Source organism: Streptomyces sp. NPDC007983 (assembly GCF_042958345.1).
Lineage (GTDB): Bacteria > Actinomycetota > Actinomycetes > Streptomycetales > Streptomycetaceae > Streptomyces.
In genome coordinates this window covers 72,174-86,908 of record NZ_JBIBJI010000019.1, presented here as the reverse complement: position 1 = coordinate 86,908, position 14,735 = coordinate 72,174, and the positions used below count along the sequence as shown (strand labels likewise).

The 14,735-nt window shown below is 72.1% G+C and carries 16 protein-coding genes and 2 pseudogenes; 8 read left to right on the top strand and 10 right to left on the bottom strand.

All coding sequences use genetic code 11. From position 1 onward, the window contains the following. Positions 1-25 precede the first annotated feature (25 nt). Positions 26-198 (bottom strand): annotated as a pseudogene (locus ACFZCY_RS37510) (IS5/IS1182 family transposase); the annotation flags it as partial. Between the two features lie 174 nt (positions 199-372). After that, positions 373-969: a TetR/AcrR family transcriptional regulator gene (locus ACFZCY_RS37505; RefSeq protein ID WP_210947016.1), complete on the bottom strand. Its 597-nt coding sequence runs from the start codon at positions 967-969 to the stop codon at positions 373-375. A gap of 87 nt (positions 970-1,056) precedes the next feature. On the opposite strand from ACFZCY_RS37505, the gene ACFZCY_RS37500 reads away from it, so the two are divergent. The 4 genes and pseudogenes from ACFZCY_RS37500 (at position 1,057) to ACFZCY_RS37485 (ending at position 3,347) form a co-directional block, all read left to right on the top strand. After that, the gene (locus ACFZCY_RS37500; RefSeq protein WP_391183875.1) at positions 1,057-1,788 is read left to right on the top strand and encodes an SDR family oxidoreductase; all 732 of its coding nucleotides are present in this window, start codon (positions 1,057-1,059) and stop codon (positions 1,786-1,788) included. Positions 1,789-2,014: 226 nt separating this feature from the next. After that, positions 2,015-2,236 (top strand): annotated as a pseudogene (locus tag ACFZCY_RS37495) (transposase family protein); the annotation flags it as partial. A gap of 140 nt (positions 2,237-2,376) precedes the next feature. Continuing rightward, positions 2,377-2,940 carry a hypothetical protein gene (locus tag ACFZCY_RS37490; protein ID WP_391184024.1) on the top strand — a complete coding sequence of 188 codons (564 nt, stop codon included), beginning with the start codon at positions 2,377-2,379 and terminating at the stop codon, positions 2,938-2,940. 47 nt (positions 2,941-2,987) lie between these two features. Next, entirely contained in the window at positions 2,988-3,347 is a 360-nt protein-coding gene (locus tag ACFZCY_RS37485; protein ID WP_391183873.1) for a DUF397 domain-containing protein, read from the top strand. On the opposite strand, the gene ACFZCY_RS37480 is transcribed toward ACFZCY_RS37485, so the two are convergent. The 5 genes from ACFZCY_RS37480 to ACFZCY_RS37460 form a co-directional block, all read right to left on the bottom strand. Beyond that, a complete protein-coding gene (locus tag ACFZCY_RS37480; RefSeq protein WP_391183870.1) occupies positions 3,331-4,761 on the bottom strand; it encodes a cytosine permease in 1,431 nt (476 codons plus the stop codon). The two genes, ACFZCY_RS37485 and ACFZCY_RS37480, sit on opposite strands and share 17 nt — an antisense overlap. 8 nt (positions 4,762-4,769) lie before the next feature. Further along, the gene (locus ACFZCY_RS37475; protein ID WP_391183867.1) at positions 4,770-5,705 is read right to left on the bottom strand and encodes a glycine betaine ABC transporter substrate-binding protein; all 936 of its coding nucleotides are present in this window, start codon (positions 5,703-5,705) and stop codon (positions 4,770-4,772) included. Positions 5,706-5,768: 63 nt separating this feature from the next. Continuing rightward, a complete protein-coding gene (locus ACFZCY_RS37470; protein ID WP_391184013.1) occupies positions 5,769-6,446 on the bottom strand; it encodes an ABC transporter permease subunit in 678 nt (225 codons plus the stop codon). Position 6,447: 1 nt separating this feature from the next. Continuing rightward, positions 6,448-7,089, bottom strand: coding sequence for an ABC transporter permease subunit (locus ACFZCY_RS37465; RefSeq protein ID WP_391183863.1), 642 nt, complete (start codon positions 7,087-7,089; stop codon positions 6,448-6,450). After that, complete coding sequence (locus tag ACFZCY_RS37460) at positions 7,086-8,186, bottom strand: ATP-binding cassette domain-containing protein (protein WP_391184010.1); 1,101 nt, start codon at positions 8,184-8,186, stop codon at positions 7,086-7,088. Before ACFZCY_RS37460 ends, ACFZCY_RS37465 begins: the two co-directional genes overlap by 4 nt. A 175-nt stretch (positions 8,187-8,361) precedes the next feature. Between ACFZCY_RS37460 and ACFZCY_RS37455 the strand changes: the two genes are divergently transcribed. From ACFZCY_RS37455 to ACFZCY_RS37445, 3 genes are all read left to right on the top strand, one after another. Next, positions 8,362-9,963, top strand: coding sequence for an aromatic amino acid lyase (locus tag ACFZCY_RS37455; protein WP_391183861.1), 1,602 nt, complete (start codon positions 8,362-8,364; stop codon positions 9,961-9,963). Further along, on the top strand, positions 9,960-10,925 hold the full coding sequence (locus ACFZCY_RS37450) for a MurR/RpiR family transcriptional regulator (RefSeq protein ID WP_391183858.1): 966 nt from the start codon (positions 9,960-9,962) through the stop codon (positions 10,923-10,925). The genes ACFZCY_RS37455 and ACFZCY_RS37450 overlap by 4 nt, the downstream gene beginning before the upstream one ends. 77 nt (positions 10,926-11,002) lie before the next feature. Beyond that, complete coding sequence (locus ACFZCY_RS37445; RefSeq protein WP_391183855.1) at positions 11,003-11,563, top strand: hypothetical protein; 561 nt, start codon at positions 11,003-11,005, stop codon at positions 11,561-11,563. 21 nt (positions 11,564-11,584) lie between these two features. Here the strand turns inward: ACFZCY_RS37445 and ACFZCY_RS37440 are convergent, their stop codons facing one another. Then, on the bottom strand, positions 11,585-12,952 hold the full coding sequence (locus tag ACFZCY_RS37440) for a diaminopimelate decarboxylase (protein WP_391183852.1): 1,368 nt from the start codon (positions 12,950-12,952) through the stop codon (positions 11,585-11,587). A gap of 94 nt (positions 12,953-13,046) precedes the next feature. Continuing rightward, positions 13,047-14,066: a zinc-binding dehydrogenase gene (locus ACFZCY_RS37435; RefSeq protein WP_391183849.1), complete on the bottom strand. Its 1,020-nt coding sequence runs from the start codon at positions 14,064-14,066 to the stop codon at positions 13,047-13,049. 96 nt (positions 14,067-14,162) lie between these two features. On the opposite strand from ACFZCY_RS37435, the gene ACFZCY_RS37430 reads away from it, so the two are divergent. Next, the gene (locus ACFZCY_RS37430; RefSeq protein ID WP_391183847.1) at positions 14,163-14,369 is read left to right on the top strand and encodes a hypothetical protein; all 207 of its coding nucleotides are present in this window, start codon (positions 14,163-14,165) and stop codon (positions 14,367-14,369) included. Here the strand turns inward: ACFZCY_RS37430 and ACFZCY_RS37425 are convergent. Beyond that, positions 14,362-14,715: a hypothetical protein gene (locus ACFZCY_RS37425; protein WP_391183844.1), complete on the bottom strand. Its 354-nt coding sequence runs from the start codon at positions 14,713-14,715 to the stop codon at positions 14,362-14,364. The two genes, ACFZCY_RS37430 and ACFZCY_RS37425, sit on opposite strands and share 8 nt — an antisense overlap. Positions 14,716-14,735: the final 20 nt, after the last annotated feature.

The window sequence follows — 14,735 nt, the reverse complement described above, 5'->3', positions numbered from 1 at the left end:
CGAGGCCCGTCAGGAGTGAGCTTCTTCATCGGCGCCGCTCCGGGGTGAGTACGGCTTTGGCGATTGATGTCATGCGGTTCGGGCCGCAGCGGGCGTGACGGAAGATCCGCCAGGACTTGAGGCGGGCGACGCCACACTCGGCCGGGCGTGGGTCCGGGCCAGCGCCCGGTTCACGGTCTTCTGGGTGGGAGTGAAGTCGTGATGGTGACCCACTCCACGAGCGCATGTGACACGTCGAGTGCGGCAGGATAGATGATCGACGAGGCCCCTGGGCTGCTTGGTTGAGACGTCAGACATCTCCACCAACAACCCGGGGGTCTCGTCTGTCACGCATCCTCGGCCATCCCTCGATCGGTGGCCAGACTGAAGAGCTCAGTGAGCGGGGCGGGGCAGTACAGCAAGGGCTGTCCGGGCTATATCGGTCAGCGTCTCCTCGCTCGCTCCGGCCTTGCCCAGCGCTTCAATGCCGCGCAGTACGGCGAGCACCAGCGCAGCCAGCTTTCCCGGATCCGCGTCCGCGGCAATATCGCCATTGCGCTGACAGGCTGCGATGTCGCCCTCCAGCAGCGCCTGCAGCGCCTCGATGGCCGCGCGCGCCCGCTTGGCCACCGTCTCGTCGTGTTCGGCTAGCTCGGCGGCGCCCTTGGCCAACAGACATCCCCGGTGGGCGGTGTCTGCGGCAGTCGCCGCCGCCACCGCGTACACGTGGGCGGACAGCCGCGCGTAGGCGTCCGCGTCGTTGCCGCGCAGCTGCCGGCTCACAGCATCGACGACGGAGCCGCAGTAATCGTCGAACACGCGGTGGAACAGTTCCTGCTTTCCGCCGAACGCGCCGTACAGGCTGCCTTTGCCGAGCCCCGTTGCCTCGGCGATGTCTTCCATGCGCGTGGCGGCGTACCCACCCGACCAGAACCGCTCCCGGGCAGTGTCCAGTACCTGCTGCTCGTCGAACTTCCTAGGTCGTGCCATGGGGGCAGCTTACCCATTCTTGACTGGTTCGTCCATAACGGTTAGCGTTATGGACGAACCAGTCAAGAACTGAGGAGTGGGCGCGTTATGACGGAAGTACTCGCAGGCAAGGTGGCAGTGGTCACCGGAGCCAACAGCGGCATTGGGCTTGCCATCGCCAAGCGGTTCGCCGCGGAGGGGGCACGGGTGTTCCTGGCCGGTCGCCGTCAGGAGCCGCTCGACGCGGCCGTCGCTGAGATCGGGCCGGCGGCCACCGGTGTGAGGGCCGACGTTTCGGTTCAGACGGACCTCGATGACCTTTACTCGGTCGTGCGCGAGGAGGCGGGCCGCATCGACGTGCTTGTCGCCAACGCCGGCAGCGCTGTCCCTCAGCGTCTCGGTGAGATCACAGAGGAAGCCATCGACGCCACCTTCGGTACGAACGTGAAGGGCACGATCTTCACCGTGCAGAAGGCGCTGCCCCTGCTGTCGGACGGCGCCTCGATCGTAGTGACAGGATCGACCAGCACCCTCCGCCCCGGACCGAGCCTGGAAGTCTACGGCGCATCGAAGGCAGCGGTGCGCAACCTGGTGCGCAGCTGGGCGCTCAGCGCGCGGGAACGGAAGTTCCGGGTGAACGTGCTGAGCCCCGGCCCGACCGAGACCCCGGGCCTGGTCGGCGCCGTAGGCCCGGACCACCAGCTCGCCTCGGAGGTGCCGCTCGGCAGGATCGGCCGCCCGGATGAGATCGCCGCCGTGGCGACGTTCCTGGCCTCGGACGCTTCCAGCTTCGTCAACGGCGTCGACTGGTTCGTCGACGGAGGCCAGGCGCAGGTCTGACCGCGCCCTTCATGCGGTGGGCATACCGGGCACCCTGGTTCACCGGACGGCCTTGCCCATGGGGCCTGACTGCTTGCCTACGTCCCGTGGTGACCAGGTGGGAGGGTTGGCGGCAGCACCTGGTGCCCCCGCCAACCCGCCCGTGGGCGGGGCGTTACGGCCCCAGCGGCTCGCCTGCGCCGAACTCCAGCCCGGTACTGGCTCGAAGGGCGGCCCCGACAAGGCGGTCTGCGAACGCCAGGACATCCCCATCCTGGCCGACCTCGCCTACCAAGGAGGAGGTCCTTGGGTCACCACCGGCGTCAAGCGTCGGCCGCGCCACGGCCTCACTCCCACCCAGAAGACCGTGAACCGGGCGCTGGCCCGGACCCGCGCCCCGGCCGAGCATGGCGTCGCCCGCCTCAAGTCCTGGCGGATCTTCCGTCATGCCCGCTGCGGCCCGAACCGCTCAGTGCTCGGCACGGTCCAGCGCGGCGGCCCCGGAGGGGGCCAGCCGGACGAGCCGCGCGGCCTGGATGGAGCCGTCAGTCCGTGGTCCGAAATACCGGGTTGCCCGCTCGGGCGAGTTGAGCACGAGCTGGCGGGCTCGTGGTCAACCAGGACCCGAGCGCGCCTGGCCACAGTGTCTCGCGCCATGATGCCTTCGCACTCCTCGAACTCTCCGCTCTCATCAAGGAGTGCGGAGCGCGTGCGGAGATCGTGGCGCACGACGTCGCCCGCCTGGGTTTCGGCGCACGGACGGAGTTCTGCGTCGGTGGCCCGACGTCGAACCGTCGCACCGAGGCCCATATGCGTTCGCTACTGCCGGGGATCGCGGTGAACACCGACTACGAGAACATTCCCGACGGTTTGGCATTCACCATCGGTGGTGAGGTGTACCGGCTGTCCAAGGGCGTAGCCGAGTATGTGGTGCTCGCCCGCCTCACCACACCAGAGGGCGATCGTCCGATCTTCCTTGCCTCCGGCCAGCGCGGGGTAAACAATCAGGCAGCTATACGCTACCTGGTCCGGCACCACGTCCAGCTTGCCTCCCGCTACGGGCTCGATGGGGTCTTCTGCCTCCTGCTGAAGGTGCTCAACTCGGACGCGTACGGTCCGGACATGGTGGAAGTGGTCGCCGACGTCACCGTCGAGGCGACCGGCCCCAGGTGATCGGGCTGCATGCGCTGCCACGGCCAAGCTCGACACCGTACAGCTCGATGCCTGGCACGGTTCACTGTGGATGGACGCGGAGTCGCAGCTTGCAAGGTGTCGCGCGCTGCGTGACCGGGCGGCGCTCTCCTCATTGGCGGCAGAGGAGTCGCGAGACTTCATCCACCGCCTCACACAGGAACTGTGAAAGGTCGGCCATGGTCAGCTTTGGAGTCTGGCGCAAGTCTTCGTTCTCCGGCACCAATCCGGAAAATCGTTGCGTGGAACTTGCCGCTCTGGACGGCAAGATCTCTTTGCGCGAGAGTGACGACCCCGCAGAGGTCGTCACCATCACCCCCGCCTCGCTCGGGGTCTTCATACGCACCGCCAAGCGCGGCGGCCTCGACCACCTCACCCCGACCCGGTGACGTACGAGCGACCGGGCGCCGGTTCCGGGGTGAGGATCATCCGGTCCGGGACGTGGTGGGTGTCGCGGCGGGCCAGGAGCCAGTAGAGGGCGGCGGGGGCGGCCAGGCCGATGAGCCAGGAGATGTCGGCGCCGCCCAGTGGGGTGACGAGGGGGCCGGTGTAGAAGGTGGTGGACAGGAAGGGGAGTTGGGCGAGGACGCCGAGGGCATAGGCGGTCAGGGCCTTCCAGCGCCAGGCGCCGTAGCGGCCGTGGGGATCGCTGAGCGCCGGGATGTCGTAGCGCTCGCGCGCGATGGCGTAGTAGTCGACCAGGTTGATCGCGCTCCACGGGGTGAAGAAGGTCAGCAGGAACAGCAGGAAGTCCTTGAAGGAGGACAGGAAGCTGTCCTTGCCGAGCAGGGCGACGGCCGTGCCCGCGACCATGATCCCGGCGATGTACGCGGTCCGGGCGCGCGGCGAGAGGGTGGCGTTGCCGCGGAAGCCGCTGACGCTGGTCACCATCGACATGAAGCCGCCGTAGGTGTTGAGGACGTTGATCGTCAGTTTGCCCAGCGCGATGACGAAGTACAGCAGTGAGGTGATCACGGCCGCGCCGCCGCCGAGGCCGACGACGTAACTGACCTCGTGGCCGACGAAGGCGTCGCCGGCCGCGGCGGCCGCGAGGGCGCCGAAGGTCATGGACCACTGCGAGCCGAGGACGGTGCCCGCGAGGGTCCAGGAGAAGGTGGCCTTGGCCGAGGTGGTGCGCGGCAGGTAGCGGGAGTAGTCGGCGACGTACGGGCCGAAGGCGAGCTGCCAGGACGCGGAGAGCGACACCGCGAGGAGGAAGAGCGGGAAGTCGAAGCTCCGGTCGTGGAGGAGGGTGGCCAGGTCGGCGCGGTCCAGCAGCCGGATCCCCAGGTAGACGAAGGCCAGGGCGCAGATGACTCCCGCGATCCGGCCCAGGGTGTGGATCAGGCGGTAGCCGACGGCGGCGGCCACGGCGGTGATCAGGGCGAAGAGGACGATGCCGGTCGTGTCGCCGAGATGGGTGAGTTCGCCGACGGCCTGGCCCGCCAGCACGCTGCCGCTGGCGAAGAAGCCCACGTACATGACGATGACCAGCAGCAGCGGGACGATCGCGCCACGGACCCCGAACTGGGCCCGGGAGGAGATCATCTGGGGGAGGCCGAGCCGTGGTCCCTGGGCGGAGTGGAGCGCCATGACCGCTCCGCCGAGGACGTTGCCGACCAGCAGGGCGATGACCGACCAGAAGGCGCCCACGCCGAAGACGACGGCCAGGGCGCCGGTCACGACGGCGGTGATCTGGAGGTTCGCACCGAGCCACAGCGTGAACTGGCTGAAGGCGGTGCCATGGCGCTCCGCGTCGGGGACGACGTCGATCGAGCGCCTTTCGACCAGGGAGGTGGGCATCCCGGGCCTTACTTCTTCGTGAGGCCGTGGTCGGCGGCCCAGTTGGCGGCCACCTCGTCCGGGTCCTTCTTCTCCTTGTCGACCAGCTTGTTCAGCTTGGCCAGCTCATGGGTGGTCAGGGCGACGCCGAGCTTGGCCAGGGCCTTGCGGACCTTGGTGTCGGCCTTGGCGCTGCGGATGACCGGGACGATGTGCTGGGCGGGGATGAGGGCCTTGGGGTCGGCGAGGATCACCCAGCCGTTGCCCTCGATGTCGGGGTCGGTGGAGAAGAGGTTGGCGACGTCGACGTCGCCCTTCTTCAGGGCGCCCTTGACCAGGGGGCCGGAGGCGTCGAGGGCCTTGAACTCCTTGAAGGTGGCGCCGTAGCGGTTCTTGAGGCCGACCAGGCCGACGACGCGGTTCTTGTCCTCCGCTGGGCCGCCGAAGACGAGTTTGCCGTTCTGCTTCTTGAGGTCGGAGAAGCTGCGCAGGCCGTACTTGTCGGCGGTCTCGCTGGTGACGCAGAAGACGTCCTTGTCCTCGGCGGCCGCGTACGAGAGGGCTTCGAGGCCGGAGGGGAGGGCGACGGTCAGGGCGTTCTGGAGGTCGCCCGCCTGGGTCTGGGGGGCCTTGTCGTCGAAGTAGAGGAGCAGATTGCCCTGGTACTCGGGGAGCAGGTCGATGTCGCCCTGGCGGAGGGCGGGGAGGACGATCTCGCGGGAGCCGAGGTTGGGCCGGACGCTGGCCTTGACGCCCGCGCCGCTCAGGGCCTCGGCGTAGAGGTAGCCGAGGAGCTGGTTCTCGGTGAAGTTGGCGGTGCCGATGACGAGGCCGCCCGCGCTGCTGCCGCCGCCCCCGCCGCCCGAGCCGTCGCCCTTGAGCGAGGTGACGCCGCCGCTGCACGCGGCGAGGGTGGGTACGGAGGCTCCGGCGAGCAGGCCGCCGAGCAGTTTCCTGCGGTTCATGGGTCGGGTCTCCTTGGGGCAGGTCTCGGTGCGCGCGACTGTCGTCAGGGCGCGCGGCTGTCGTCAGTGCGCTTGGGAGGGGGCGGGGCGGTTGCGGAAGAGCAGGCGCTGCACTCCGGCCAGGGCCAGATCCAGGGCGATGGCCAGGATGGCGACCAGTACCGCGCCGCCCAGCACCTGCACCAGGTCGCGCTGGGCGAGTCCGTCGAAGACGTAGCGGCCGAGGCCGCCGAAGCTGACGTACGCGGCGATGGTGGCGGTGGCGACGACCTGGGTGCAGGCCAGCCGCAGCCCGGTCATGATCAGGGGCAGGGCGAGGGGCAGCTCGACCTGGAAGAGGAGCTGGTGCCAGCGCATGCCCTGGCCGCGCGCCGCGTCCCGGACCTCGGGGTCGACGGCGGCCATGCCCGCGTAGGTGTTGGTGACGATGACCGGGATCGCGAGGGCGACCAGCGAGACGTAGATGGGCCACATGCTCAGCCCGCTGGCCAGGAAGACCAGGGTGACCAGGCCGACGGTGGGCAGCGCGCGGCCGAAGCCGGAGAGGTTGATGGCGAGGAACGCGCCGCGCCCGGTGTGGCCGATGAGCAGCCCCACGGGGAGGGCGATGAGGGCGGCGACCAGCGTGGCCAGCAGCGAGTACTGGAGGTGTTCCAGGAGGCGGGTGGTGATGCCGTCCGGCCCGGACCACTGGGCGCCGCTGGTCAGCCAGCGGCCGAGGTTCTGCAGCAGTTCGATCATGTCAGGCACGCCTCCTCAGCCAGGGGGTGCACAGCCACTGGATGGCGACCAGGACGGCGTCCGCGGCCAGGGCGAGCAGCAGGGACAGGACGACTCCGGCGACCACCGGGGTGGGGTAGTTGCGCTGGAAGCCGTCGGTGAAGAACTGGCCGAGGCCGCCGTACCCGATGTAGCTGGCGACGCTGACCAGGGAGATCGCCATCACGCTGGAGACCCGTACGCCCGCCATGATCACGGGGAAGGCGAGCGGCAGCTCGACGGTGAGCAGGGTGCGCAGCGGGCGCGCGCCCATGGCGGTGGATGCCTCGCGCGCCTTGGCGGGGACGCTGTCCAGGCCCTCGACGGTGTTCCGGAGCAGCACGGTCAGGGTGTAGATCGTGAGGCCGGTGATCGCGGTGGTGCGGGTGAGGCCGGTGATCGGCAGCAGCAGCACGAAGATCGCGATGGACGGGATGGTGAACAGGACGTTCGACATGCCGAGGAGGACGCCGCGCAGCGGCCGTACGCGATGCGCGACGACCGCCAGCGGCACCGCTATCAGCAGGCCGAAGAGGACGGCCGGCATGGCGGTGGAGAGGTGGTCGAAGGTGAGCGTGGTGAGGTCGTCCACATGGTCGGGGAACCAGCCCCAGTCGATGGTCATGCGGTCACGCTCGCGTCGGGGTCGGGAGCCTGCGGGGCGTTGGTACGGCCCGCCTCCGCGTGGCGGCGGCCCGCGTGCTCGTGGATCCGGTCGCGCCCGGTGACCCCGGTCAGCACGCCGTCCGCGTCCACCCGGGCGACCAGCCCGGCGGGGGAGGCCAGCGACTCGTCGAGGGCGGCCAGCAGCGTGTCGGTGTCGCGCAACGGCCGCACCGGCAGCAGCGGGGCCTCGTCGCCGTCCGGGCCCTCGGTGTCGCGCCAGCCCAGCGGCTCGCCGCGGCCGGAGGTGACCAGCCGCCAGCGGTCCGTGTCGGCGGCGGAGGCGGGCTCCTGCGGAACGTCGGCGAGGGTGGACAGCGAGAGCAGCTTGAGCCCGCGCTCCGCGCCGAGGAAGCCCGCCACGAAGTCGTCGGCGGGGGCGGCCAGCAGCTCGGCCGGGGGCGCGCACTGCACGAGGTGGCCGCCGGTGCGGAAGATCGCTATCCGGTCGCCGAGCCGGACCGCCTCGTCGATGTCGTGGGTGACGAAGACGACCGTCTTGTGCAGCTCGCTCTGCAGTCGCAGCAGCTCGTTCTGCAGCTGGGTGCGGACGACCGGGTCGACCGCGCCGAACGGCTCGTCCATGAGCAGCACCGGCGGATCGGCGGCCAGTGCCCGGGCCACGCCGACGCGCTGCTGCTGACCGCCGGAGAGCTGGTGCGGATAGCGCTTGCCGGACCCGGCGGGCAGCCCGACCAGCTCCAGCAGCTCGGCGGCGCGCGCCCGCGCCTTGCGGCGGCCCCAGCCCAGCAGCAGCGGGACGGTCGCGATGTTGTCCAGGATCGTGCGGTGCGGGAAGAGTCCCGCCTGCTGGATCACATAGCCGATGCCGCGCCGCAGCTCGGCGGCGTCGGCCTGGAGGACGTCACGTCCGCCGACGCTCACCGTGCCGCTGCTCGCCTCCACCATGCGGTTGACCATCCGGAGGGTGGTCGTCTTACCGCAGCCCGAGGTGCCGACCAGGACGGTGATGTCGCCCTCGGGTAGTTCAAGACTCAAATCGTCGACGGCAGTGGTGCCGTTCGGGTAGTGCTTGCTGACGTGCTTGAAGCTGATCATCCGCTTCCCCTTGCCCTGTCTGCATATAGTCATGCACAGTCATAGTCGAGTGAATAGAAGTCAATAGGTCTGCGTTAATCGCCGGTTACTTCTGCTCGCAATATGGGACGAAAACGCTTGGTGGCTAGCCCGATAAGGGTGCGTTCGGAAGGGGTTGCCCTGGATGGTGTCTCACATGCTGGATTCGACGGCCATCGGCGCGGCGACCGCCGCATCGGCCACGACGGCGGACCGCACTGCTGCTGCCGCCGCCGCGCCGCGGATCACGCTTGACGGCCGCGGCCTGCGCGTCGCCGACGTCGTACGCCTGGCCGACCGCAGAAACCTACCCGCCGCCCCCGACCCCGCCGCCCTCGCCCTCACCGAACGCGCCTGGGAGACCGCCGACCGGCTCGCCGCCACCGGACGGGTCTACGGCCGCTCCACCGGCGTCGGCGCCAACCGCACCGAGGACGTCGGCCCCGGCGCCGACCACGGCCTGCGGCTGCTGCGCAGCCACGCCGGGGCCATCGGCGCCCCGCTGCCCGGCCGCGAGGTCCGCGCCATGATGGCCGTCCGCGCCAACCAGGTGCTCGCGGGCGGCGCCGGGCTGCGCCCCTCCGTCGTCACCTCCCTCGTCCAGGCACTGGACGCCGGTGTCCACCCCGTGGTCAACGAATTCGGCGCGGTCGGCACCGGCGACATCGCCGCGCTCGCCCAGGCCGGGCTCGCCCTGGTCGGCGAACACCCCTGGGACCTCAGCGATGCCGCCCCCGGCGGCCGCGCCCCCGACCCCATCACCCTCGACAGCAACGACGCCCTCGCGCTCATCAGCAGCAACGCCCTCACCCTCGGTCAAGCCGCGCTCGCCCTCGCCGACCTGCGGCGACTGCTGTCCGCCTCGCTCCCCGTCGCCGCGCTCTCGCTGATCGCGGTCGGCGGCTCGTACGAGGCGTACGCCGAACCCGTCCAGCTCGCCCGTCCGCACCCCGGCTCCATCCGCGCCGCCGCCCACATACGTGCCCTCATCGGCGTCCCCGCCCGGCCCACCCCGCCGCTCGGCCGCATCCAGGACCCGTACGGCTTCCGCTGTCTGCCGCAGATCCACGGCCCGGCGCTGGACGCCGCCGACATGCTGGAGCGGGTGCTCGACGTCGACGTCAACGCCGCCGCCGAGAACCCGCTGATCAGCGCCGAGGACGAGGCCGCGTACCACAATGGCAACTTCTACGTCGCGCACGCCGCCCTCGCCCTCGACCACTTCCGGCTCGCCGCCCTGCAGACCGCGCGGCTGTCCACCGCCCGGCTCGCCGCGCTCAGCGAACCCGACTTCACCCGGCTGCGGCCCTTCCTCGGCGACCCCGCGCCCGCCAGCTCCGGCGTGATGATCCTGGAGTACGCGGCGGGCGCGGCCCTCGGCGAGATGCGGGCCGTCTCCCACCCCGCCTCCCTCGGCCACGCCGTGCTCTCCCGCGGCGTCGAGGAACAGGCCAGCTTCGCCTCGCTCGGCGCCCGCCAGACGCTGCGGGTGGCCGACCACTACCGGCAGGTGCTGGCGTGCGAACTGGTCGCGGCCGTACGCGCGCTGCGGCAGCGCGGCATGGAACCGGAGCCCGGGGTACCGGCGGCCACCGCCTACGCGCTGGCGGCGGAAGTTCTCGATCCGCGGATGGAGGACCGGCCGTTGACGGAGGATGTGGCGGACGCGGTGGGTCTGCTGGACCCGCTGGCCGACGTGTGCGAGGCCGTTGAGCTTGCCGTGGCTCGTGAGAGTGCCGAGGGTCAGGAGGACCGATGAGTACGGACAACGGGGTGGCGGACGTGGCCGGTGCGGAGACGGAGACGGAGACGGCCGGTGCGGAGGCGGGCGTGGCCGGGGCGACGGGTGTGGCCAACGGGGCCGGTGTGGCCAACGGGGCGGGATCGGGGAGCGCCGCCCGCCTCCAGGCCCTGTTCGAGGGGCACCGCCTCACCCCCACCCAGCGCCGCATCGCCCACTGCATGGTGCGGCGGGCGGCCGACGCCCCGTTCCTCTCCAGCGTCGAACTCGCCGAACTCGCCGGGGTCAGCCAGCCCTCCGTGACCCGCTTCGCCGTCGCGCTCGGCTTCGACGGCTACCCCGCGCTGCGCAAGCACCTGCGCGACGTCGCCCCCGCCGCCGAGGAGCGGGCCGCCGGGGACGGGGCGTACAACGAGTACCAGCAGGCCGTGCAGTCCGAGATCGACAACCTGCGCCACCTCGCCGCCCTGCTCGCCGATCCCGAACCCGTCCTCCGCGCGGGCCGGCTGCTCGCCGCGTCCCGCCCGCTGCCGGTCCTCGGCCTGCGCGCCGCCTCCGCCCAGGCGCGCGGCTTCACCTACTTCGCGCGCAAGGTCCACCCCGACGTCCGGCTGCTGGACGAGGGCGGCACGATGCTCGCCGACCGTGTCGACGCCGCCCACCGCGCGGGCGCCACCGCCCTGCTGTGCTTCGCCCTGCCGCGCCATCCGCGGGAGGTCGTGGAGGGCCTGGAGTACGCGCGCGACACCGGTCTGACCGTCGTCACCGTCGCCGACAGCACCTTCGCCCCGGTCGCCCGCCACAGCGACCTGCTGCTGCCCGCCGCCGTCGGGACCGGGCTGGCCTTCGACACCGCCTGCGCGCCGATGCTGCTGGGCCGGGTGCTGCTGGAGGCCATGTGCGACGCGCTGCCGGACGCGCAGGCGCGGCTGGAGGAGTTCGACGCGCGGGCGGCCGCGCGCGGCCTTTTCGTGGAGTAGGCCCCCGTCTCACCTTTTTCTCAGCCACCCTGACTACAGTCCGCGCTCGATGGCCTGAGACGTCGAGGAGGTCGGCAGTGGGACGCGGGACGTATGCGCTGGTACGGGTTGCCGTGATCGTACGGGCATCCGCCGGATGGCTGTGGTGGCCGGGCCTCCTGGCAGCGGGCATCGGAACGCTGATCCCCGGCCTCACCGGACGCCGCATCGGCCTGTTGGCCGGGGCGGCGCTCTTCCTGCTCGCCGCCGCAGCGGTCTTCGCCGTGCGGCGCGGCCGGTATCTGACGCTGGCCCAGGAGGCGACCCGCGCGGGCAAGTCGGTGCTCCTGCAGGACCGCGCGGTGACCCTGCGAACCCGCCGCAGCGCCCTGCGGTGGTGGCTGCTCCTGGCCTTCCTGGCCGCCGTCGCCTCGTCCTTCGCCGTCCCCGCCGCGGGCGGCCTGCTGCTGGCGGGCCTCGGTGCGGGGCTCTGGGCCAAGGCGCTGTGGCTGGGCCGCTGGGAGCAGGCCCACGACGCCCTGCTGTGGGTCCGCACGGACTGGGTCCCCCACGGCCGCCCGGCGGGCCCCGCCGTCCGCGCCTACCAGACGACGGGTCCGGCGGCGGGCGACGCGGGGCCGGGCGGCGCGAAGCGGTGACCCCGCCTGCGGCTCCCCGCCCTACAGGGCCGTCAGGCCCTCGGCCTCCGCGCCGCCGCTCTCGGCCACGATTTCCGCCACCGTCTGCGGCTTCCGGACCTCCGCGAAGCGGACGCCGTCGGTGCTGGGTGCGAATCCGTACACGCCCGGCCGGGGCAGGCTGTTGTAGGCGAAGTGGTTGGAGAAGTAGTACGCCCCCGTGTCCAGCAGGGCCACCAGGTCCCCCGCCGCCAGCTCCGGCAGGGCCCGGTTCTCGGCCACCAGGTCGCCCGCGAAGCAGCAGGGGCCCGCGATGTCCTGGGTGACCGGGCCGTCGGGGCCCGTGCGCTTGGGGCGGCCGTCCGCGTCGTATGTGGCGACCCGTAGGGGCCAGGAGGTGGGGGCGAAGACCGTACGGGTGGCCAGTTGCGCGCCCGCGTGCGTCACGGCGATCGGGCGGCCGCCCGCCGACTTCGCGTACTCGACGCGCGCCAGCACCACCCCCGACTTGGCGAGGAGCGACCGCCCGAACTCGGTGACCAGGCCGTACCGCCCGTCGAGGAGCCCCGGCACGGTGGCCCGCAGGAGCCGCGCGTACTCCCGGTAGCTGGGCGTGATCTCGTCGGAGGTGAAGTTCACGGGGAGGCCGCCGCCGATGTCGAGGGTGTCGATCTGACGGCGGCCGATGGTCTCGTTGATCTCCTCGGCGAGTTCGTACGCGGCCTGGACGCCCGCCGCCATCAGCTCCAGCGGGCACCCCTGCGAGCCGACGTGGGCGTGCAGCCGGGTCAGCCAGGGCCGCTCGGCGAAGGCGCGTACGACCCAGTCGCGCGCCCCTACGTCGCGCAGCGCGACCCCGAACTTGGAGGTCGCCGTGGCGGTGCTGAGCGCGTCGATGCTGCCGCCGCCCACCTGCGGGTTGACCCGCAGGCCCAGCGGGGACCGGGGGAAGGCGGCGCCCACGAGCGCGTCGAGCCGGGCCAGCTCCTGCGGGTTGTCGGCGTTGACGGCGATGCCCAGGTCGAGGGCTTCGCGCAGCTCGGCGGGGGTCTTGGCGGGCGAGTCGAGGACGATGCGGCCGGGGTCCGCCCCGGCGGCCCGGGCGAGGGCCAGCTCGCCGGGGCTGGCCACCTCGCAGCCCAGCCCCTCGTCGGTCAGCAGCCGCAGGACGGGAACCAGCGCGGCGGCCTTCACGGCGAAGGCGTGCAGAACGGGCGTGCCGGGCGCCACGACCTCGTCGAAGGCCGCGCGCAACTCGGCCGCGGCGGCGCGGATGCCGGTGACGTCGAGCAGCCCCACGACGGGCTGCTCGGGCCCGAGCAGGCCCTGCTCGACGGCGGCGCGCACGGCCCGCTCACGCCGCTCGACGGCGGTGGCCGGGGTCGGGTTCGAGACCGGGTTCGCAGTCATGTCCTCAGCCAACCACCCGAGCCGGGCCCCGGGCCAGGCCGGCGGGTGTGCCGGGCGCCGTGGCGCCCGGCACGGCTGGAGCCCCGGCTCCGACTCACAGCTCCACCAGCACCGCCCCCAGGTGGCGGCCCTCCAGCAACTCCACCAGGGCGCGCGGCGCTTGGGCGATGCCGGTGAGGCGGGTGTGGGGGTAGGTGATGGCGCCCTCGCGCAGCGCGCGGCCGAATTCGCGCACGTACGTCGGGGCCGCGTCCGGGTGGTCGTAGCCGCTGATGCCGCGGAGGGTGACGCCGCGGGCGATGAGGGCGAGGGTGCTGATCGGGGTGGTGGCGAGGGCGTCGTCGGACAGCTGGGCGGCGAGCGCGCCGACGAGGGCGAAGCGGGCCTTGCGGCGGGCCAGGGCGAGGGCGGCGCGCAGTTGCTCGCCGCCGACGGTGTCGAACAGGACGTCGATGCCGTCCGGCGCCGCCGCGCGCAGCTGCTCCTCGATGGGGCCCGCGCCGCGGATGACGGCCGCGTCGTAGCCCAGCTCCTCGATGAGCCGGTCGGCCTTCGCACGAGAACCGGTGGAGCCGATGACCCGCGCGGCGCCGTGGAGCCGCGCGAACTGCCCGGCCAGGGTGCCGACCCCGCCCGCCGCGCCGGTGACGAACACGGTGTCGCCGCGCCGCACCCCGGCGCCGCGCACCACGCCCAGCCAGGCGGTGAAGCCCTGGGAGAGGTGGGCGGCGGGGTCGGGCAGCGCGTCGGGGTCGAGCGGGGGCGCCTCGGCCGGGTCGAGGACGGCGTACTCGCGCCAGCCGGAGTGGTGGCGGACGAGGGCGCCGGGGGTCAGCCCGGTGTCCGGCGGGGCGCTGACCACCTCGCCGATGGCGGGGCCCCGCATGACGTCGCCGACCCGGTTGCGCAGCTGCGGCAGGCCGAGGGCGGCGGGGTCGGCCGAGGTGAGCGGGCGCATGGCGGCGGCGACGCTCATCAGCCGGTTCCGCACCAGCACCTGGCCGTGGCCGGGGGTGGGCAGCGGGGCGTGGACGACCGCGAAGTGGTCGGTGGTGAGCGGCCCTTCGGGCCGGGCGGCGAGGCGCACCTCGCGATGGGTGGCGGGCAGGGACACGGTGGGCTCCGGGGGGGCGAGCGGCGGCGGGGGAGGCCATGACGCTGACGAGATCGCTTCAGGGCATCTCGCAGATCCCGCGTTTCGTGGCTGCCGGTGTCCCCGGACGGCCTGGCCGGTCTCGGCGGCGCCGGGGTGACCGCTGGTCAGGCCGGGCACGCTCCGGTGATCGCCGGAAGAGCCCTGGTCGGACTGGCCTCCGCGCTGTGGCTGGTATCGGTGGGGTGGTATCTGCTCTGCCGAACGGGCCTTGGCGGCCCGCCGGTCGAACCGGCGGGCCGCCAAGGAGGCGGGGTCAGGTGAAGTGGATACACCTGACGGTTTTCGCGGGGGTGATGTTCCTCCAGTGGGCGGCGTCAACGCTCCTGTACAGGCCGGTGCACCTGCCCTGCGAGGGGGCGCCCGAGTAGAGGAACACCTTGCCCGTGGTGGTGTTCTTCACCGATCGCATCGTGAATGCCGCGATCGACACGTCCCTGAGCGGTGAGGGCCGGAGGAACGTCTTGCAGGTCCCCCTCAGATCCGCCTGCGAGCACAGCGTGACGCTGCCCGCCGCGGAGGACCGCGTCTGCGCCGCTTCGGCGACGGGGACGGTGACCAGCCCGGTGACAAGCGTGGCCACCGCAAGGGTCGTTATCTGCTTGAACATGTCGGGACTCCTGTCTGCGA

Coding starts and splice junctions, on each gene's coding strand:
- ACFZCY_RS37470 (WP_391184013.1), bottom strand. CDS start 6,446: ATGATCGAACTGCTGCAGAACCTCGGCCGCTGGCTGACCAGCGGCGCC.
- ACFZCY_RS37505 (WP_210947016.1), bottom strand. CDS start 969: ATGGCACGACCTAGGAAGTTCGACGAGCAGCAGGTACTGGACACTGCC.
- ACFZCY_RS37440 (WP_391183852.1), bottom strand. CDS start 12,952: ATGACTGCGAACCCGGTCTCGAACCCGACCCCGGCCACCGCCGTCGAG.
- ACFZCY_RS37500 (WP_391183875.1), top strand. CDS start 1,057: ATGACGGAAGTACTCGCAGGCAAGGTGGCAGTGGTCACCGGAGCCAAC.
- ACFZCY_RS37480 (WP_391183870.1), bottom strand. CDS start 4,761: ATGCCCACCTCCCTGGTCGAAAGGCGCTCGATCGACGTCGTCCCCGAC.
- ACFZCY_RS37485 (WP_391183873.1), top strand. CDS start 2,988: ATGCCTGGCACGGTTCACTGTGGATGGACGCGGAGTCGCAGCTTGCAA.
- ACFZCY_RS37465 (WP_391183863.1), bottom strand. CDS start 7,089: ATGACCATCGACTGGGGCTGGTTCCCCGACCATGTGGACGACCTCACC.
- ACFZCY_RS37475 (WP_391183867.1), bottom strand. CDS start 5,705: ATGAACCGCAGGAAACTGCTCGGCGGCCTGCTCGCCGGAGCCTCCGTA.
- ACFZCY_RS37460 (WP_391184010.1), bottom strand. CDS start 8,186: ATGATCAGCTTCAAGCACGTCAGCAAGCACTACCCGAACGGCACCACT.
- ACFZCY_RS37455 (WP_391183861.1), top strand. CDS start 8,362: ATGCTGGATTCGACGGCCATCGGCGCGGCGACCGCCGCATCGGCCACG.
- ACFZCY_RS37425 (WP_391183844.1), bottom strand. CDS start 14,715: ATGTTCAAGCAGATAACGACCCTTGCGGTGGCCACGCTTGTCACCGGG.
- ACFZCY_RS37450 (WP_391183858.1), top strand. CDS start 9,960: ATGAGTACGGACAACGGGGTGGCGGACGTGGCCGGTGCGGAGACGGAG.